General features: G+C 69.2%; 20 protein-coding genes. 5 read left to right on the forward strand and 15 right to left on the reverse strand.

Annotated elements, in window-relative coordinates:
- Window positions 1-6: 6 nt before the first annotated feature.
- From tilS to H7V21_RS08705, 5 genes are all read right to left on the reverse strand, one after another.
- On the reverse strand, window positions 7-1,059 hold the full coding sequence (tilS, locus tag H7V21_RS08685) for a tRNA lysidine(34) synthetase TilS (RefSeq protein WP_188053128.1): 1,053 nt from the start codon (window positions 1,057-1,059) through the stop codon (window positions 7-9).
- Window positions 1,031-1,933 (reverse strand): tetratricopeptide repeat protein, encoded by a 903-nt coding sequence (locus H7V21_RS08690; RefSeq protein WP_262503784.1) that lies wholly within the window; start codon window positions 1,931-1,933, stop codon window positions 1,031-1,033. The genes tilS and H7V21_RS08690 overlap by 29 nt, the downstream gene beginning before the upstream one ends.
- 75 nt (window positions 1,934-2,008) lie before the next feature.
- Window positions 2,009-2,824 (reverse strand): helix-turn-helix domain-containing protein, encoded by an 816-nt coding sequence (locus tag H7V21_RS08695; RefSeq protein ID WP_188053130.1) that lies wholly within the window; start codon window positions 2,822-2,824, stop codon window positions 2,009-2,011.
- 110 nt (window positions 2,825-2,934) lie between these two features.
- On the reverse strand, window positions 2,935-5,208 hold the full coding sequence (gene ptsP, locus H7V21_RS08700) for a phosphoenolpyruvate--protein phosphotransferase (protein ID WP_188053131.1): 2,274 nt from the start codon (window positions 5,206-5,208) through the stop codon (window positions 2,935-2,937).
- 68 nt (window positions 5,209-5,276) lie between these two features.
- Window positions 5,277-5,930 (reverse strand): hypothetical protein, encoded by a 654-nt coding sequence (locus H7V21_RS08705; RefSeq protein WP_188053132.1) that lies wholly within the window; start codon window positions 5,928-5,930, stop codon window positions 5,277-5,279.
- Between the two features lie 103 nt (window positions 5,931-6,033).
- Here H7V21_RS08705 and H7V21_RS08710 point away from each other — a divergent pair, with 103 nt between their 5' ends.
- The gene (locus tag H7V21_RS08710) at window positions 6,034-6,411 is read left to right on the forward strand and encodes a hypothetical protein (RefSeq protein ID WP_188053133.1); all 378 of its coding nucleotides are present in this window, start codon (window positions 6,034-6,036) and stop codon (window positions 6,409-6,411) included.
- 9 nt (window positions 6,412-6,420) lie between these two features.
- Here the strand turns inward: H7V21_RS08710 and H7V21_RS08715 are convergent, their stop codons facing one another.
- On the reverse strand, window positions 6,421-7,452 hold the full coding sequence (locus tag H7V21_RS08715) for an NAD(P)H-dependent flavin oxidoreductase (RefSeq protein WP_188053134.1): 1,032 nt from the start codon (window positions 7,450-7,452) through the stop codon (window positions 6,421-6,423).
- A 46-nt stretch (window positions 7,453-7,498) separates the two neighbouring features.
- Between H7V21_RS08715 and H7V21_RS08720 the strand changes: the two genes are divergently transcribed.
- Window positions 7,499-7,915 (forward strand): secondary thiamine-phosphate synthase enzyme YjbQ, encoded by a 417-nt coding sequence (locus H7V21_RS08720; protein WP_188053135.1) that lies wholly within the window; start codon window positions 7,499-7,501, stop codon window positions 7,913-7,915.
- Here the strand turns inward: H7V21_RS08720 and H7V21_RS08725 are convergent.
- Entirely contained in the window at window positions 7,912-9,252 is a 1,341-nt protein-coding gene (locus H7V21_RS08725; protein ID WP_188053136.1) for an Nramp family divalent metal transporter, read from the reverse strand. The genes H7V21_RS08720 and H7V21_RS08725 overlap by 4 nt on opposite strands.
- A 75-nt stretch (window positions 9,253-9,327) precedes the next feature.
- Between H7V21_RS08725 and mntR the strand changes: the two genes are divergently transcribed.
- On the forward strand, window positions 9,328-9,804 hold the full coding sequence (gene mntR / locus H7V21_RS08730; protein ID WP_188053137.1) for a manganese-binding transcriptional regulator MntR: 477 nt from the start codon (window positions 9,328-9,330) through the stop codon (window positions 9,802-9,804).
- Here mntR and H7V21_RS08735 read toward each other — a convergent pair.
- A complete protein-coding gene (locus H7V21_RS08735) occupies window positions 9,771-11,021 on the reverse strand; it encodes an aspartate kinase (RefSeq protein ID WP_188053138.1) in 1,251 nt (416 codons plus the stop codon). The genes mntR and H7V21_RS08735 overlap by 34 nt on opposite strands.
- A gap of 58 nt (window positions 11,022-11,079) precedes the next feature.
- On the opposite strand from H7V21_RS08735, the gene ubiG reads away from it, so the two are divergent.
- Window positions 11,080-11,811 (forward strand): bifunctional 2-polyprenyl-6-hydroxyphenol methylase/3-demethylubiquinol 3-O-methyltransferase UbiG, encoded by a 732-nt coding sequence (ubiG, locus tag H7V21_RS08740; RefSeq protein ID WP_188053139.1) that lies wholly within the window; start codon window positions 11,080-11,082, stop codon window positions 11,809-11,811.
- A 14-nt stretch (window positions 11,812-11,825) separates the two neighbouring features.
- Here ubiG and H7V21_RS08745 read toward each other — a convergent pair whose 3' ends face one another.
- Window positions 11,826-12,197 (reverse strand): tRNA-binding protein, encoded by a 372-nt coding sequence (locus H7V21_RS08745; protein WP_188053140.1) that lies wholly within the window; start codon window positions 12,195-12,197, stop codon window positions 11,826-11,828.
- 48 nt (window positions 12,198-12,245) lie between these two features.
- Window positions 12,246-12,788 (reverse strand): hypothetical protein, encoded by a 543-nt coding sequence (locus H7V21_RS08750; RefSeq protein ID WP_188053141.1) that lies wholly within the window; start codon window positions 12,786-12,788, stop codon window positions 12,246-12,248.
- Between the two features lie 191 nt (window positions 12,789-12,979).
- On the opposite strand from H7V21_RS08750, the gene H7V21_RS08755 reads away from it, so the two are divergent.
- The gene (locus H7V21_RS08755; RefSeq protein WP_188053142.1) at window positions 12,980-14,149 is read left to right on the forward strand and encodes a sensor domain-containing diguanylate cyclase; all 1,170 of its coding nucleotides are present in this window, start codon (window positions 12,980-12,982) and stop codon (window positions 14,147-14,149) included.
- 37 nt (window positions 14,150-14,186) lie between these two features.
- On the opposite strand, the gene H7V21_RS08760 is transcribed toward H7V21_RS08755, so the two are convergent.
- From H7V21_RS08760 to H7V21_RS08780, 5 genes are all read right to left on the reverse strand, one after another.
- A complete protein-coding gene (locus H7V21_RS08760; RefSeq protein WP_188053143.1) occupies window positions 14,187-14,783 on the reverse strand; it encodes a hypothetical protein in 597 nt (198 codons plus the stop codon).
- Window positions 14,784-14,871: 88 nt separating this feature from the next.
- Complete coding sequence (locus tag H7V21_RS08765) at window positions 14,872-15,651, reverse strand: phosphatase PAP2 family protein (RefSeq protein ID WP_262503785.1); 780 nt, start codon at window positions 15,649-15,651, stop codon at window positions 14,872-14,874.
- A 107-nt stretch (window positions 15,652-15,758) separates the two neighbouring features.
- The gene (locus H7V21_RS08770) at window positions 15,759-16,595 is read right to left on the reverse strand and encodes a hypothetical protein (protein WP_188053144.1); all 837 of its coding nucleotides are present in this window, start codon (window positions 16,593-16,595) and stop codon (window positions 15,759-15,761) included.
- Between the two features lie 110 nt (window positions 16,596-16,705).
- Window positions 16,706-16,945 (reverse strand): hypothetical protein, encoded by a 240-nt coding sequence (locus H7V21_RS08775; RefSeq protein ID WP_188053145.1) that lies wholly within the window; start codon window positions 16,943-16,945, stop codon window positions 16,706-16,708.
- Between the two features lie 53 nt (window positions 16,946-16,998).
- Window positions 16,999-17,154 (reverse strand): hypothetical protein, encoded by a 156-nt coding sequence (locus tag H7V21_RS08780; protein WP_188053146.1) that lies wholly within the window; start codon window positions 17,152-17,154, stop codon window positions 16,999-17,001.
- Window positions 17,155-17,291 lie beyond the last annotated feature (137 nt).

The raw sequence follows: 17,291 nt of genomic DNA on the forward strand, positions 1-17,291 counted from the left end.
CGCCGATCAGTGTGATCGGCGCGGCGGAGCAAGGGTGAAGCGCCAGCGATCCCCCTCCGGCCGCGCCAGCACATCGGCCAGGGTGCCCGGCTCGCCCCGCCCGAGCGACTCGGTCAGCCGATCGAGCCCCTGTTCGTGCCACGGCCCGCCCCGGCCATTCTCGTGCCGTACATGGTCGATCGCCCTATGAACGAGGCGTCGCCGCAGCTCATAGGGCAGGTTTGCCACGTCCAGAATCGCAGCCGGTCCGCCCGGCCCCGGTTCGCTCTCGGCAGCGAACCGCTGCGGCAGCTCGCGATCGAGCAGCCACTGAAGCGCATCCTCGGCGTGCCTCAGATTCTCCGCCGCCCGTGCGAGCCGCCCCGGCGTCAGCTCCGGCGTCGCGGCGAGCAGCGCACGGATGCGGCTGCGGTCATAGGCGGGATCGATGTTGCTCGGGTCGGCAACGCTCGGCGCTCCTGCGCAGGCGACGATCCCCTCGAGTTCCGCGCGGCTCCAGCCAAGCAGCGGGCGGATGAGGAGCGGCGACTGTCGATCGCCGCCGGTAATGCGCCGCATGCGCGGCATCGCGGCGAGCCCGCCCACTCCCGATCCGCGGCGGGCGCGCAGCAGGAAACTCTCCGCGACGTCGTCGCGCTGATGCGCGGTCGCCACCCATGGCGCTTGTGTATCGGCGGCCCACGCGCCGAGCATCCGATACCGCAAGGCGCGCGCCTGCTCCTGAACCCCGGCCGAGCCGATGCGATCGCCCGGTGGCCCGAGCACCACATGCGGCACGCCAAGCGCAGCGCAGAGAGAGGCCACCAGCGCCGCCTCGCAGGCAGCCTCGGCGCGCAATCCGTGATCGACGGTCGCGACCGTCACTCCGCCCGGAAAAGCCGCATGCGCCAGCAGCAGCAGCGCCATACTGTCGCCGCCGCCGGACACCGCAAGACCGAGCCGATGCGCGTTCGACGGCGCCTCTCCCGTCAGCGATTCGACGTCACGCCGCAGGCGGGCGACGGCCTCGGCCGGCGGCGGCCGCCGGAGCTCAGCGGCAGCGGGAGGCCCTGCGGCCATCGGCGACCTGCGTGCGCATCTGATCGGAGATACGATCGCCGTAAACCTCGAGCAGCTCGTCATAGACTCGGCAGATTTCGGCCGAGGGCTTGTTCAGTTGACGAAGCGCCTGAGCGAGGAAGAAAAGGCTATCCGGAGCCCGCTCCCCATCCGGATCGCGCTGATAATTTGTGAGAAAAGCCTCGGCCGCCGCGGCAGGCGCGCCTTCGTCGAGGAACACACGGCCGAGCAGATTGCGCGCCCAGCTTGCGCGGCGATGGTGCGGATGGCGCTCGGCGACGGTCGAAAGCTGTTCGCGCGCCTCGGGATAGAGCTCCGCCTGCCACAGGCGATAGCCATAGACATAGGCATCCTCGGCCGCGTCGCCGCTGCTGGGCCGCTCGACCGCGTCGATCCACGCGCGACGCTCGGCATTCGGGCGCGGCGTTGCCGAGCGTGCGGCAGTCGAAGCTGTGGGCGCGGCGTCGTTGCGCGGAGCGGCCGCCACCGGTGCGGGCTCGGCCGTACGCGCTTCGAGCGCGTCGAGCCGCGCCTGCAGCGCACGCTGCCCCGCGGCCATCTGATCCTCGATCTGGCGCAGGCGATACTGCGCCTGCTCGACCTGCCCGGTGAGTGTGGTGATCTGGCTTTCAAGCGCAGTCACGCGCTGGGTGAGATCGGTGATCGGGCTGGACGCCGGAAGCCCGGGAGCAGTCGTGCTCTGCGCGGGCTCGGTGATCTGAGGCTCGAAATACTGGCCGGCTCCGCCCGGAAACACCCGGCGCTGCACTGCACGCATCTCGCGCTCGAGCCGATCGACCCGGCTTTCGATCGCGCTTTGCGCCTGAGCGGTGCCCATCGATCCAAACGCCGCCAGAACGACGGCGGCAGCCATCAAAATTCGCATTGAAACACCCCTGGGTGGCGCACGATCAAGCCTATAGCTGACATGGCGCACCTGTCGCCAGCCTTAAGGAGCCGCTTGCGCCCCCTCGCCCGCCTGTCGGGCGCGGATCGCCTGCGTCGTGACTTCCAGATCGACGGTTTCCTGCGCCGGGCCGAGGAGCCCCGCATCGGCGCCGTTAATCGTGACGCGCAGCTGGTCGGCGCGGCCGGTTCGCACGCGCGGAGCTTCGGCGGTCATCGGAATATCGTACCGCTCGCCGGGCTGCATCTCCTTCTCGAACAGCCGCTCGCCCTGCGCATCGGTGACGCGCAGCCAGACGGTGTCGATCGCAGTCAGCCCCACTTGCCCGCCGGCCGCCGGGATCGGCGTGGGCGTAGGCGTCGGCAAAACCGCGTCGGGGTCGGTCGCCACGCCGCCGGTGGGCAGCGCCAGCGTCTCCTGCGGCGGCGGCGCTTCGCCACCCCGGAAGAGGCTGGTGGTATAGAAAAGGACGACGCCCAGCAGCACGAGCACCGCGACCAGGACGCCAGCCCACACGAGACCGCCGGACGGCGTGCGCGTGGGATCTTCCATCTCATAGGGAACGGTCGCCGGAGCACGATCGTACGTCGCGTCGAGTTCCTTGCGCAGGTCTCGCGCGATCGCCACTTCGTCGGCGTTCACGGCGCGGGCATAGGCCTTGGCAAAGCCCATCGCATAGGTGGGCGACGGGAGCCCCGAATAATTGCCCTTCTCGATCGCCTCGAGATGCCGTTGCGGGATGCGCGTGCGCGCGGCGATGTCGGCAAGCGCCAGCCCCTGCGCCTCCCTGGCCGCGCGGAGCTTTTCACCCACCGTGGTTGGAAACAGCGTTGCGTCTGCGGCGGGTTCGCCGTCCATTCTGTTCTCCGCGCGAAACGTTGCGGTTTGACTGAGATCCCGCCCTGTCGATCGGTGTCTCTCAGCCGAGGTGCAGTGTCAACGCCGCAACCGGCTAATTTGTCCCTGAATCAAGCCAGTTCGACGGAGTTCTCCGCTGCCCAGGCGCTCAGGCTGCTGCGCAGCGGCGCGCGCGGCTCGGCGAGGCATGCCGCCATGTGCGTCCGGAGCGCCGCACGATCGACCGAGCGGATCATCGCCTTCACCGGCCCGACCGCCGCCGGCGTGATCGACAGCCGCTCGATACCGATCCCGATCAGCGCCATCGCCTCCAGCGGCCGCCCTCCCATTTCGCCGCACACGGCCACCGGCACTCCGGCCGGCGTAGCCTGATCGACGATCCGCTTCAGGAAGCGCAGGATCGAGGGGCTCAGCCAATCATAGCGCAGCGCGAGCTTCGGGTGCGCACGATCCGCGGCGAAGAGAAACTGAGTGAGATCGTTGGTCCCGATCGACAGGAAATCGAGCCGGGGCAGCAGCAAATCCAGCACTTCGGCCAGCGCCGGGACTTCGAGCATGGCACCATAGCGCACTTCGTTCGGCAGCTTGCGCCCGCGCGCGCTCAGCCAGGCCCGCTGCGCCTCGAACAGCGCGCGCGCCTGCTCGAACTCCCACGGCTCGGACACCATCGGGAACATGACGTTCAGCGTTCGCCCCGCCGCCGCTTCGAGCAGCGCGCGCGCCTGGGCCTTCATCAGCCCGTCGCGCTCGAGCGCCAGCCGCAGCGCGCGCCAGCCCATCGCGGGATTCTCTTCGTCGCCGTCGTCGTGGTTGAGATAGGGCAGCGCCTTGTCGCCGCCGATGTCGACGGTGCGGAAGATCACCGGACGCTCGCCGGCGGCGTCGAGGACGTCGCGATAGAGCCGCAGTTGGCGTTCGCGCTGCGGCAGCGTCGCCGACACGAGGAACTGAAATTCGGTGCGGAACAGGCCGATGCCGTCGGCGCCGGTGAGATCGAGCGCCGATACGTCATCGCGCAGCCCCGCGTTCACCATCAGCTGGAGGCGGTGGCCGTCCCTGGTGACCGGCGGCTCGGCCTTCAGCCGGGCGAAGGCGGCGCGCCGCTTCTGGGTGACGAGCAGCTTCGCCTCGAACGCCTCTTCCATCGGCGCGCTCGGGCGGATGAAGAGGCTTTCCTCGCTCACGTCGAGCAACAGCAGATCGCCTTCGGCGATCAGGCGGCGCACGTCGCGGACGCGCCCCAGAACGGGCACGCCCATCGCCCGCGCGACGATGGTGACATGGGCAGTGAGCGACCCCTCCTCCAGCACCACGCCCTTCAGCCGCCGCCGGTCGTATTCGAGCAGCTCGGCAGGGCCGAGATTGCGCGCGATCAGGATCGCATCCTGCCGCAGCCCGAGCTGCGCGGCCGTGCCGAGCTGGCCCGAGACGATCCGCAGCAGGCGGTTCGACAAATCCTCCAGATCGTGCATGCGATCCTGAAGCAGCGGATCGGAAATCTCGCGCATGCGCATCCGCGTGCGCTGCTGAACACGCTCGATCGCGGCCTCGGCCGTGAGGCCGCTGTCGATCGCCTCGTTGATGCGGCGCGACCAGCCTTCGTCATAGGCGAACATCTTGTAGGTCTCGATGACCTCCTCATGCTCGCCGCCGGTGCCGAACTCGGCCTGGCTGGTCATCCGGTCGATCTGCTCGCGCATCTTGTCGAACGCGGCATAGACGCGATGGCGCTCGGCCTCGGTATCCTCGGCAACCGTATGCTCGATCGTGATCCGCGGCTGGTGATAGACGGCGATTCCGCGCGCCATCCCCTCGACCAGCTTGAAGCCGGGGATTCGGATCGCCGCTGTCGATTGCGGCCGCGCGGAGGTCGCCCCGGCCGGATCGATCAGCCCGGCATTCGCGATCAACTCGGAAAGCACCATGGCGACGGTCTGCAGCGCCTCGATCTCGACATCGGCATAGCGGCGCGGATCGGCATGCTGGACCGCCAGCACACCGACAGCGCGCTCCTTGCGGATGATCGGGACGCCGGCGAAGCTGTGATAGGCTTCTTCGCCGGTTTCGGGCCGGTAGGCGAAGTCGGGATGCGAGGCCGCCTCGTCGAGGTTCAGCGTCTCGACATTCGCCGCGATGGTGCCGACGAGACCTTCGCCGAGCGCCAGCTTCGTGACGTGAACCGCGTCCTGGTGCAGGCCGCGCGTCGCGAACAGCTCGAGCACGCCCTCGCGCAGCAGATAGATCGAGCAGACCTCACTATCGAGCGCTTCGCCGATGATGTTGACGACCGAATTGAGCTTCGCCTGCGCGGCCGCGCGCGACGCCATCACGTCGTGGAGACGGGTCAGGATCTCGCGAGCGGAGGCGGCGGCCGAGACGGGCATTCTATGGCGCTACCAGATTGCCGCGGCCTGCGCCAAGCGGCTTGCGCAGCGGCGTTGCCACCGCTGCCTCACTCCGCCGGCGCGATCACGGTATCGGAAGCCAGGAACACGGCCGGATCATAGGCGATGCGCGGGATTCCACTCCCGCTGGCGCGCCAGGCGACGAGGCGCGCACGATAATCCGTCCAGGCGGCGTGATATGCAGTGAACGAACGATCGAGATCCGCAAGCGCCGTGGCCGCGAAGCCCGGAAGCGCAGCCGTGTCGGTCGCGGCGGCGGCCACTGCAATCTCTTCCGCCGTTCCGCAGAAGCCGTCGCGACCGGTCGGCTGGGCGAAGTAATTGTACAGCCCGGTCATCGCGCGATCATAGGCGAGCTGATTCGCATGCTCGTCGACGACGGCTTCATGCGCACGGGCGAGCGCGCGCGAATGAACCGACAGCAGCCGGTTGTATGCCGGCACGATGCCGTCCGCCTGCGTGCACTGCAGCGCTGCGACGTTGAGGCCGGCGCGCAAGTGCCACAGCGTGGCGGCGGGCGAGAGGCCGCGGTTGGGCGTGGGAAGCGGCGGCTGGTCTGCCATTCCGCCCGGCGGCGGTTGTGGCGGCGCGGGCGGCGTCGGCGGGAGCGCTGCGGCCGGCTCCGGTGCGGCTGCACGCGGAGCGCAGCCACTCAGCAGGGCGACGGCGGCAAGCGCGTAGAGCAAGGGCGGGCGCAACATCGACAATCCTTTTCGCGCCCCCCGGCTATCCGTCCTCTTGCGCAAAAGCGTTAGCGCGTCGTTAAATGAGCCGACGGATTGCCGGCGATACGAGGAGGACGTGATGACACGTGCATGGGCGAAGGTGGCCGGTAGCCTGTCAGCGGCGGCAGTGCTGGGCGGGGCACAGCCGGCCCCGCAGCCGCAGAATGCGGGCAGCAGCTGTAGCGACCAAATCAGCCGCTGGATCACTCTGCGGAACCTTACGCAATCGATCGTGTACCGCGTGCACGAGCGCAGTCCAGGCGACGCCGAGTGGCAGAACTTCGACAAGCTGGGCGATGTTGCCCTGCTGCCGGGCCAATCGGTGCGGATGGCGATGAGCCGGGCAGATTGCCGGTGCAGCAGCGACCTTCGCGTCGAGTTTTTCGGAGGCGCTCCGGAGCGGGTCTTTACCCGCGTCAGCTACTGCGGCGGCACGACCACACTCGACGTCGACTGATCGGTCGCGTCAGGCGGCGCGCTTTTCGAGCGCCTGCGCCGCCTCGGCCATCAGCGTGCCGATGATGTCGGCGACCGGCTCCTCCTTGGTCACCATGCCGACCGACTGGCCCGCCATCACGCTGCCGTGCTCGACATCGCCGTCGATCACCGCGCGGCGCAGCGCGCCTGCCCAATAATGCTCGATCTGAAGCTGGGCCTCGGCCATCGCCACCCTGCCTTCGTCGAGCGCCTGAGCGACCTCGCGCTGCTTTGCGGTGAACAGCTCGCCGCCCGCGTTCTTGAGCGCGCGGACCGGAATCACCGGCAGCCGCGGATCGATCTGAACACTGGCCACCGCATCGCGCGCCGAGGCACGAATGAACGCGCGCTTGAAATTGGCGTGGGCGATGCTCTCGTTCGCGCAGACGAATCGCGTGCCGAGCTGCACGCCCGCGGCGCCCATGTCGAGATAGCCGGCGATCGCCTCGCCGCGGCCGATGCCGCCGGCGACGAACACCGGCACCTGGCTCGCCATCTCGGGCAGGATCTCCTGCGCCAGCACGCTCGTCGACACGGGACCGATATGGCCGCCCGCCTCCATCCCCTCGACCACGAGCGCGTCGACGCCGGAGCGAACGAGCTTCTTGGCGAGACTGAGCGCCGGAGCGAAGCAGATCAGCCTCGCGCCCTTGGCCTTGATCGCATCGACGCTGCCCGACGGCGGCAAGCCGCCCGCCAGCACGACATGGCCGACCTCGTGCTTCGCGCAGACGTCGATCAGATCGAACAGCTGCGGGTGCATGGTGATGAGGTTCACGCCGAATGGCTTGTCGGTGAGCGCACGGGTGCCGGCAATCTCGGCGTCGAGCAGTTCGGGAGTCATCGCGCCGCACGCGATCACGCCGAACCCGCCGGCGTTCGAGATCGCGGAGACCAGATTGCGCTCCGAGACCCAGGACATCGCGCCGCCGAGGATCGCGACCTCCGTACCCAGGAATTCGCAGCCGCGCGCCATGCGCCGGGACAGGCGCTCGGCGCCGATCGAGGAGGTGTCGTTCATAGATGGGGCCTAGCCGCGCTCGCCCGGTTCAGGCAAGCTCGCGCCGATGCGACAGGCCCAGACGACGCTTACGATCGATACTCCGGGACAGGGGCTGCACGAATGTACGCGCGCGGTGCTCGACTGGGTCGCGTCGACCCGGATCGAAACGGGGTTGCTGACGCTGTTCGTCCGCCACACCTCCGCCTCGCTACTGATCCAGGAGAATGCCGCGCCTGCCGCGCGCCGCGATCTCGAGCGCTATTTCGCCCGCATCGCGCCTGAAAGCTCCGGCTATGAGCACGACGACGAAGGCCCCGACGACATGCCGGCGCATCTTCGATCGGCGCTGACGGCGACCAGCCTGTCGATCCCGGTCGCGTCGGCGCGTCCCGTGCTGGGGACCTGGCAGGGGATCTATCTGTTCGAGCATCGCGCGGCGCCGCACCGGCGCGAACTCGCGCTGCACCTGATCGGCGACTAGAGCCCGCCGCCGGCCGCGACGTCCACGAGCAGCTTGACGTTGAGCGCGACGATGATCGCGGCGATTGCCCAGGCGGCCAGGATCAGCCAGCGCGGATTGACGAACTCGCCCATCTTCGTGCGATCGCTGGTGAAACGCACCAGCGGGATCACTGCGAAGGGCAGTTGCATGCTGAGGATGACCTGGCTGAGCACGAGCAGCTGCGCCGTGCCGCTTTCGCCATAGAGCACCGCGACCACCACCGCCGGGATGATTGCGAGCAGCCGCGTGATCATCCGCCGCAGCCATGGCGCGATGCGGATCTCGAGAAAGCCCTCCATCACGATCTGCCCGGCCAGCGTGGCAGTGATGGTGGAATTCTGGCCCGAGGCGAGCAGCGCCACGGCGAACAAGGTGCTCGCCGCCGCAACCCCCAGAGTCGGCGCCAGCAAGGCATAGGCGTCCTGGATCTCGGCCACGTCGGTGCGGCCGGCGGTGTGAAAGGCCGAGGCCGCGAGGATCAGGATCGCGGCGTTGATGAACAATGCCAGCATCAGCGCGACACTGCTGTCGATCGTCGCAAACCGGATCGCTTCACGCCGGCCGCGCGGCGTGCGCTCGAAGGCACGCGTCTGAACGATCGACGAGTGGAGATAGAGGTTGTGCGGCATCACCGTCGCTCCCAGGATGCCGATCGCAATGTAGAGCATCGCCGGGTTCGTCACGACTTCGGGCGAAGGCACGAAACCACCGAGAATCGCGCCGATCTCTGGCTGCGAAAGCGCCAGCTCGAACGCGAAGCACACGGCGATCACGATCAGCAGCGCCACGATGAACGCTTCGAGCCAGCGGAAGCCGCGATGCTGCAGGAAGAGGATCAGCATCACGTCGAGCGCGGTAAGGCAGACGCCCCACACGATGGGAATGCCGAACAACAGGTTGAGCGCGATCGCGGTGCCGATCACTTCGGCAAGATCGCAGGCAATGATCGCGAGCTCGCACGCGATCCACAGCACGAAGCCGACCGGGCGGCTGTAGTGATCGCGGCATGCTTGCGCGAGATCGCGCCCGGTGACGATCCCAAGCTTGGCGGCAAGCGCCTGGAGCAGGATCGCCATGATGTTGGACAGCAGGATGACCGATAGCAGCGTATAGCCGAACTGCGAGCCGCCCGCGATGTCGGTGGCCCAGTTGCCCGGATCCATGTATCCCACGGCGACCAGATAGCCGGGGCCCGCGAATGCACCGAACTTGCGCCAGAAACGTCCCCCGTTGGGGACGGAGACCGTCCGAAACACTTCGGGCAGGCTCGGCAGCGAGCGGCGGCGCCAGCCGGGCGCGTCCGACGGTTCTTCCATGCGCACCCCCTGCGTCAGCACTGTGCAATAAAATGAGCCGAGGCTAACTTATATCCATGAACCGGCAGCGATGAAATGAAAAATGCGCTTCCCGATGCCGCCGCACAGGCGCAACGCTTCGCGCGTGTCCGCGAGGCGCATCGAACCGAAGTCCAGGAGGATTATGTCGAGCTGATCGCCGATCTGATCGCCGCGAAGGGCGAGGCGCGGGCGGCGGATCTCGCCGAGCGGCTGGGAGTGAGCGCGGCGACGGTGACCAAGACGCTGATGCGGCTCAAACGAGACGGGCTGATCGACACCGAGCCTTATCGCTCGATCTTTCTGACGCCGGCCGGAGCAGAGATGGCCGGCCGTTCAAAGGCGCGGCACGATCTGGTGGTGGCGTTCCTGGTCGACATCGGCGTGCCGCTCGCCACGGCGGAAATCGATGCGGAGGGCGTAGAGCATCATCTCAGCGCCGAAACGCTGGCCGTGATGCGAAACCGGCTCGAGCGCAGCCGCTCGCGATCCGTCCCCAATCAGGCCGCTTCGTCAGGCGCGTCGAGCCCATAGGCAGTGTGGAGGACGCGCACCGCCAGCTCGGTATAATCCTCCTCTACCAGCACCGAGACCTTGATCTCGGACGTGGTGATCGCCTGAATGTTGATCCCGCGCTCGCCGAGCGTCTGGAACATCGTGGCGGCGACGCCCGCATGACTGCGCATGCCGACGCCCACGACCGAAATCTTGCTCACCCGCACATCGTGCATCAGCTTGGCATAGCCGATCTCGGGCCGCGCCTTGTCGAGCACGTCGAGCGCGCGCGCCAGTTCGGCCTTGGGCACGGTGAAGGTCACGTCGGTCGAGCCGCCGCTGTGCGCGACATTCTGGACGATCATGTCGACGTTGATGTTCGCTTCGGCAAGCGGGCCGAAGATCGCCGCCACCGCGCCGGGCCGGTCGGGCACTTCGGTGAGCGTGATCTTCGCCTCGTTCTTGTCGTGAGCGATGCCGGTGATGAGCTGGCGTTCCATGTCGAGTTCCTCTTCGCCGACGATCAACGTACCGGGCACCGGGTCGCCGTCCGGATCGGTGAACGACGACAGCACCTGGACGCGCACGCCTTCTTTCATCGCGAGCCCCACCGAGCGAGTCTGCAGCACCTTCGCGCCGACGCTGGCGAGCTCGAGCATTTCCTCATAGGTCACGCGCTTGAGCTTGCGCGCCCTCGGCACGATCCGCGGATCGGTGGTGTAGACGCCGTCCACGTCGGTGTAGATGTCGCAGCGATCGGCCTTCATCGCCGCCGCCATCGCCACAGCAGACGTATCCGATCCGCCGCGGCCCAGCGTGGTCACGCGCTCGCCCGCAGCGATGCCCTGAAAGCCAGGGATCACCGCGACTTCGCGCTGCGCCATCGAAGCGAGCAGCGTATCGGTTTGGATGTCGGCGATCCGCGCCGAGGCATGGCCGTCCGACGTGCGGATCGGCAGCTGCCAGCCGAGCCAGCTGCGTGCGGGCACCCCGATCGCCTGAAGCGCGATAGCGAGCAGCCCGCTCGTCACCTGCTCGCCGCTCGACACGACCACGTCATATTCGCGCGGATCGTAGAGCGAGCTCGCCTCACGGCAGAAATTCACCAGCCGGTCGGTCTCGCCCGCCATGGCGGAAACGACGACGGCGACTTCATTGCCCTGGTCCCACTCGTGTTTCACCCGAGCGGCGACATTGCGGATGCGCTCGATGCCGGCCATCGAGGTGCCGCCGAACTTCATCACGATGCGCGCCATGGAAACTTGCCTGATCCCGGAGCTTGGGAGAGATGGGCGGTCCTGATAGGAGCGGGCGATGGCGAACGCAACAAGTGCAACGATTGACCCCCGCGAAGCGGAACATTTCGGCAGGCTGGCGGCCGATTGGTGGAATCCCCGGGGCTCCTCGGCGATGCTCCACCGGCTCAATCCGCCCAGGCTCGCCTATCTGCGCGCGGCGATCGACGGCCACTGGCATGGCGACCGCAGCGGCTTCGCGCCGCTGGCGGGCAAGCGCGTGCTCGACGTCGGCTGCGGCGCCGGGCTGCTGGCCGAGCCGCTCGCCCGGCTGGGCGCCGCAGTGACGGGAGTGGATGCCGCGCCGGAGAATATCGGCGCGGCCCGCGCGCATGCCGCCGCATCGGGGCTGAAGATCGAGTATCGCAACGGCGGCATCGAAGCGATCGCAGGCGCGCGGTTCGATCTCGTCACGTCGATGGAAGTGCTCGAGCACGTCGCCGACCCCGCGGCGTTCGTGCGCGGACTGGCCGGCGCCGTTGCCGAGGGTGGCCTCCTTGTCCTTTCGACTCCCAATCGGACGCCGCTTTCGCGAATCGCCTTGATCACATTGGGCGAAGGCAGCGGCGCCATTCCCCGCGGCACCCACGACTGGAACCGGTTCGTCACTCCCGAGGAGACGGAAGCGCTGCTCGCCGATGCCGGCATGCGCGTGACCGACCTGAGCGGGCTGAGCTTTTCGCCGGGCCGCGGCTTCACTCTGGGGAGCGACACTTCGCTCGACTATCTGGTTACCGCCGTCCCGGCCTGAGCCGGCCCCGCCGATCAGAACAATCGTCCACCGTTCGGCACCGGCATTGTCGGGCGGACCAGCACCACCTTCCCCTCCGCATCGGGGAAGCCCAGCGTCAGGACTTCGGAAAGCGCGGGCCCGATCTGGCGCGGCGGGAAATTGACGACTGCCGCCACCTGCATGCCCGGCAGCTCGTCGAGCGCATATCGTTCGGTGATCTGGGCTGACGAGCGCTTGATGCCTATGGTGGGGCCGAAATCGATGCGCAGCCGATACGCGGGCTTGCGTGCCTCGGGAAAGGGCAGCGCCTCGATGATCGTGCCGACGCGGATATCGACTGCCAGAAAGCTGTCGAAACCGATCTCCACTGCGGCCGGCGCGCCCGGATCATGGCTGATGTGCATGGCGAATTCCCCCTTCCCCGTGCTTGTGCCGCGAGCAGCCGCTGCGCGCTACTCCCGGCAGGCGTCGACGAAGGTGCGGGCCAGATTGGCCGGCACCGCCGGAAGCGGGCCGACCTGTTGCGCGCCATAGACGATCCCGATCCCTTCGGGGTTGCCCACGATCGCCGCGAACTCGGACGGCAGCGGCCCCGCGCCGGTCACGCCGCCGCGCTGCGCATCGCCGCCGGGATCTGCGACCAGCGCGACGACCGTTTCTCCGGCTCCGAAGTTCATCTGCTCCTCACTTCCGATAGGTTCGAAGCCGGGCACGTTGATACGAAGCCGGTCGGTGCCCCCGCTCGCTGCGCAGATCAGCGTCGCCGTCGGCGTGCCTGTGTCCGACGTTAGCGCGAGCATCGCCGCGCCATTGCCCGAGCGAAGTTCCCATGCGGTGACCGGCACCTCGGGATCGACCGCGGGCACCGGCACTTCCGCGACTTCGTTCGCCATCGGCTCATGCGCGGTCGGATCATCCTCCGCAGCGGGCGGAGGCGCTTCCGAACAGGCGGCGGCAAGCGCGAGAAGGGCGACGGGGGCAAAGATCGAGCGCATGGAGTGGCGAACGCGAAACCCGCCGGATCGCTCCACGCCTTCGGAAAGCGATGCGCTGTCGGAGATCCCCCGCACCTGCCTCGATCTCGGGCGTGGCCTGCCGCATCAGCGGTGGGTGGGGCGCTCGACAGCGATGCGCGAGCATTGATCCGATCTTAACGTCCTGCGGCCTACCTCGGCACGAGGGAGCGATGAACATCACAACGGCCGCCAAGGGGAAGACGCAGAAGCCGCACGCGCGTTGGCCGCGTGCGGAGCGGCGCCTGATTCCCCGCGTGCCTGCCGCGATCGCCGACCGGCTGGCGCTGCAACAAAGCGAGCGGCTGCACGCATTCCTCCCGCTGATGTGCCTGCTGATCGCCGCGAACGCGCTGGCGATGGCCTATGCCGTGCTGGGCGACCTGCCCTGGTGGCAACAGGCGGCGCCACCGGTGATCATCGTCGGCGCCTGTCTGGCCGTGCTCGCCGCGAGCCGGATCGCAAAGCGACCCGTCAGCGCGGAAGCGGCGCGCCGCCAGCACCGCCGCGCCGCTGCGCTCGCCGGAGCGCTGGGGCTGGTCGCGGGCTTCTGGTGCGTCAACGCCTTCACCGAGACCGAGCAATATTATTGCATGACCGCGCCGGTATTCATCGGCATTTCGGCGATCGTCGCCGCGACCTGCCTGTTGAGCGTGCCCGGCGCGGCGATCGCGGCGATGGCCGCCACGCTGGCGCCGATCATCGTCAAGCTTGCTTCCTACGACTATGGATCGCTGCGTGCGATGGCCGCGATGCTGGCCCTGGTTGCGCTGATGCAGGCGGGCGTGGTGCTCGCTAAGTTCCGCGAAACGATCGCCACGCTGGCGCTGGAGGCGCGGCTGGAGCGGATGGCCGAAGCCGACGCGCTCACCGGGCTCGACAACCGGCTGGCGTTCGACCGCAAGCTGGAGGCGCAACTCGATGCCGGCGCGTCGGTGATCGTGGCGCTGGGCGATCTCGACGGTTTCAAGCCGGTGAACGACACGCACGGCCATGCCGCGGGCGACGCCGTGCTGATCGAGATCGCGCGGCGGATGACCGCGCTGGCGCCGAGCGCGCTGTCGGTAGCGCGGCTGGGCGGCGACGAATTCGCGCTGCTGTTCGCCGACGGCGCAGCAAGCCAGGCGCGGCACGAGATAGAAGCGCTCGGCGCCGCACTGGCGCTGCCGATCGCGTATGACGGAACGGCACTGCACGTTGGATGCAGCCTCGGCACCGCGACGAGCGACCGCGACGGCGCGGCGATGGGCGCGCTGCTGCACGCCGCGGACATGCGCCTGTACGCGGCGAAGGCGGCGCGCTGCGGCGGCGGTCGCACCGAGCGGCGCAGCGCGGCGGCCTGACTCGACGCCGCAGCGCCGGCCCCGCGCAGCCGACGGATCAGCCGCACCCCTCGACATAGCCGAGCACGGGCATCGTGCCGATGTGGATCGCAGTGACGGTGCCGCGCTCTCCAATCTCGAAGCGCAGCGCCGGATCGCCGCTGTCGGCATTCGGCGCGGTGAGATATTTGGCGGGCGCCGCGACATATTTGTGCGGCTCTTCGCGGAAGCCGGCGAAATCGGCGCGCACCGCCGATTCGCTCGCGCCGACGCCGATCCCCTCGATCAGCTTCACGTCGGATCCCTCGGCCACGGTGATGCGGCGAACCGCGCCCCGTTCGACGATCGCATAGACGCCGGGATAGTCGGGCGAGCGGATGGCGGCGCACGCATCCGCCTCCTGTGCGCCGCCGACGGCCCAGCTGGAATCGGTGGGGACCGGCTGGCCGATGCGCAGCGCGCCCAGCCCCTCGAGAGTCAGCACGGGGTCGCCCGCGGCGGGCGCGGCCGCGTTGGCAGTGGCGTCGCTGCCGTCGGCCGCGCCGATTTCCGCAGTCACCATGGCGTTCGGGGCCCCCGCAGCACTCTCTTCCGGAGCGGGCGAGCAGGCGGCGAAGCTGAGCGCGAGTGCGCTCGCGGCGAGGATCCTCTTCATGGCGCCGGGAACGAGCGCGAGCCGGGGCGGTTCCCGCCGCGCCGGCGCTCCGCCGCCATTGGCGCGCGGCCAAAATTCGGCGCGGCGCTCATGGCGCCGCCGCGCGGCGGCGACCGGCGCGATCGCGCAGCCAGCCGCCGAGCGCCCACCAGCCGAGCGCCCAGAGCAGCCCGAAGCTCCACCCCGCCAGCACGTCGCTGGGGAAATGCACCCCGAGATACATGCGGCTGAACCCGATCAACAGCACCAGCAGCAGCGCGCCGCCCGCCAGATACAGCCGCTCGCGCCGCCCCGCGGTGATCTGGGCGAGGAGCAGCGCGAGCGTGGCATAGACGATCGCGCTGTTGCCCGAATGGCCGCTGGGGAAGCTCGCCGATCCGGCCTCGACCAGATGGTCGACGAATTCGGGGCGCACCCGGCCCACGATCGACTTGGCCGCGGCGATCGCCAGCGAGCCGCTGACGACCCCGGCCGCGAGCAGCGCGGCGGTGAGCACATGACGGCGCAGCAGCAGCCAGCCGATCGCGGCGAGCGTGACGAGCGTGAGCACCGTTCCGCCGCCCAGCGCAGTGATGTCGAGCATCGCCTGTTCGAACCAGCCGGGCCCCACCGGCACGCCCGGCGCACCGCCGTGGCGCAGCGCGAGCAGCACCGCGCGATCGAACTCGAACTGCACACCGCGCGCGAGCGTGGCGCCGAGCACCGCGATCAGCAGCACCGCGACCGCTGCGAGCACGGCGGCGAGCAGCAGGCCCGGATGCCGCCGCGCCTCGGCGCTGCGATCGGGCGTGATCGGACCGGCGGCGGCGAGCGCGTGGTCGAGCGGCGTATCGTCGGCGGCGGGAGAAGGCGTGTCGGCTGAAGTCATACCCGATCGAACCCGCGGGCCCGCCGCGAGGTTTCAGCCGCGCTGCATCCGGCGCGGATCGGGCGCCGCTTGTGGCACCCTGATACCCGAATGCAGCGAATGCGACGCTACGTCCCCCCTTCTTCGTCCTCCTCCTCCCCCCGCCATATGCTGGGATTGGCGCGACGGTAATCGGCGCGGAACTGGGGATCCCACATCGGGGGCTCGCTGCGCCGCTGCCGCGCGAGCATCTCGTCATAGGCGACGCGCTCGGCGTGCAGCTGCTCCTCGCTGCGGTGGAAGCGTTCGGGAAAGCCGACCGGCGTGCGGGGCCGGGGGGCGCCGAGTTCGTCGGCCCAGGCATCGTCCGCCAGGCGACTGGCGGCGCGCGCGAAGCCCTGTGCCTCGGCATCGGGCGCACGCGCGGCGACATAGCCGTCGATCCAGGCGCCGTAGCGGACGGGATCGCGCATGCGCAGGATGAACATCGCGAGCCGCTCGTCATAATAGCGCCGTTCGCCGATGATCTCGCCCTGATAGAAGACCGGACGCGCCACGCCGTGGATCGCGCGCGAGAGCGTGGCTTCGGCGAGCCGCTGGACGGCATATTCGAGCGCATGTTCCCACGCCGCCCGGAACGACGTGGCGTCCGGCCGGGCGCGCAGGCGATAAGCCGAGCTGGCGTGCATGCCGACCGCGCGCGCGGCGTGATCGACGCAGCCCGAGGCGGCCAGCGCCTCGATGAATTCGACCTGTTTCTCGGCGCTCCAGCCATCGTGCGGCGCGGCGTGGGGACGGGATCGAAGCCGGCGGCGAAGGGTTCGCGGTCCGAGGCCGGTTCGGGCGGAATCGGGGATCTGCCATGCGTCATCCCGCAGGATGAAGCAGAAAGCGCGCGTGTAGGACAGCGGCGGACGGGCGGTGTAGGACCGAAACGGCCCGAGGTGTGGCCGATCGGCATCCATCAGGCGCGGCAAGGCGCGGCAGGGCGCGGGGCGCCCCGCGATCCCCCTTTGGGCAAGATGCGGCGGACGGCGCAACGGCGGGAGGGTAAAGCGCGCAGGGCGGCGGCCCGTCAGCCGCGCGGCCGCTTTGCCGCAACATCGCCGGCGGCGCGGACGATCGGCGGGACCGAGAGCAGGATGGCCGAGACGAGGCCGCCGATCGCGACCAGGCCGAGCGGCGTGATCCGGACCCTGGCCGAGGCGCGGAACCGGCCGGCCTTGAGCACGGCATGCGCGGTTTGCGGGACGGCGAGGGGGGCGGTGGCGGTGGCTGTGGCGGTGGCTGTGGCTGTGGCGGGAGGGTGCGTCATGCCGGGGCAAACGCGCGAGGGCGCGATCGGATCAGCGGGGCGCGCCGCAGCGCTCAGCCGGGCTTGCGCGCCTTATGCGCGGCGATCGCCTCGTCGAGCGCGGCGATCCGCTGCCGCTCGGGCGTATCCTTTGCCAGCCCCTTGAGGCGACAGGCCGCCCAGAGCTGGCGGCGTTCGGATTCGAGCTTCTTGAGATAGAGATCGGCCATCGGCGCGGCCTAGCCCGAGATGCGGGCCCGGGGGAAGGGGTGCGCGGAAGCGCGGCGGCGGCGATCGGGGGGTGGGGTGAGGTTGGTATTGTGTCCCCGGAATCCTATCGCAGGGGGGGGAGTGGTGAGTATCAGGT

This window comes from Sphingosinithalassobacter sp. CS137 (assembly GCF_014334115.1).
Taxonomy (GTDB): domain Bacteria; phylum Pseudomonadota; class Alphaproteobacteria; order Sphingomonadales; family Sphingomonadaceae; genus Sphingomonas.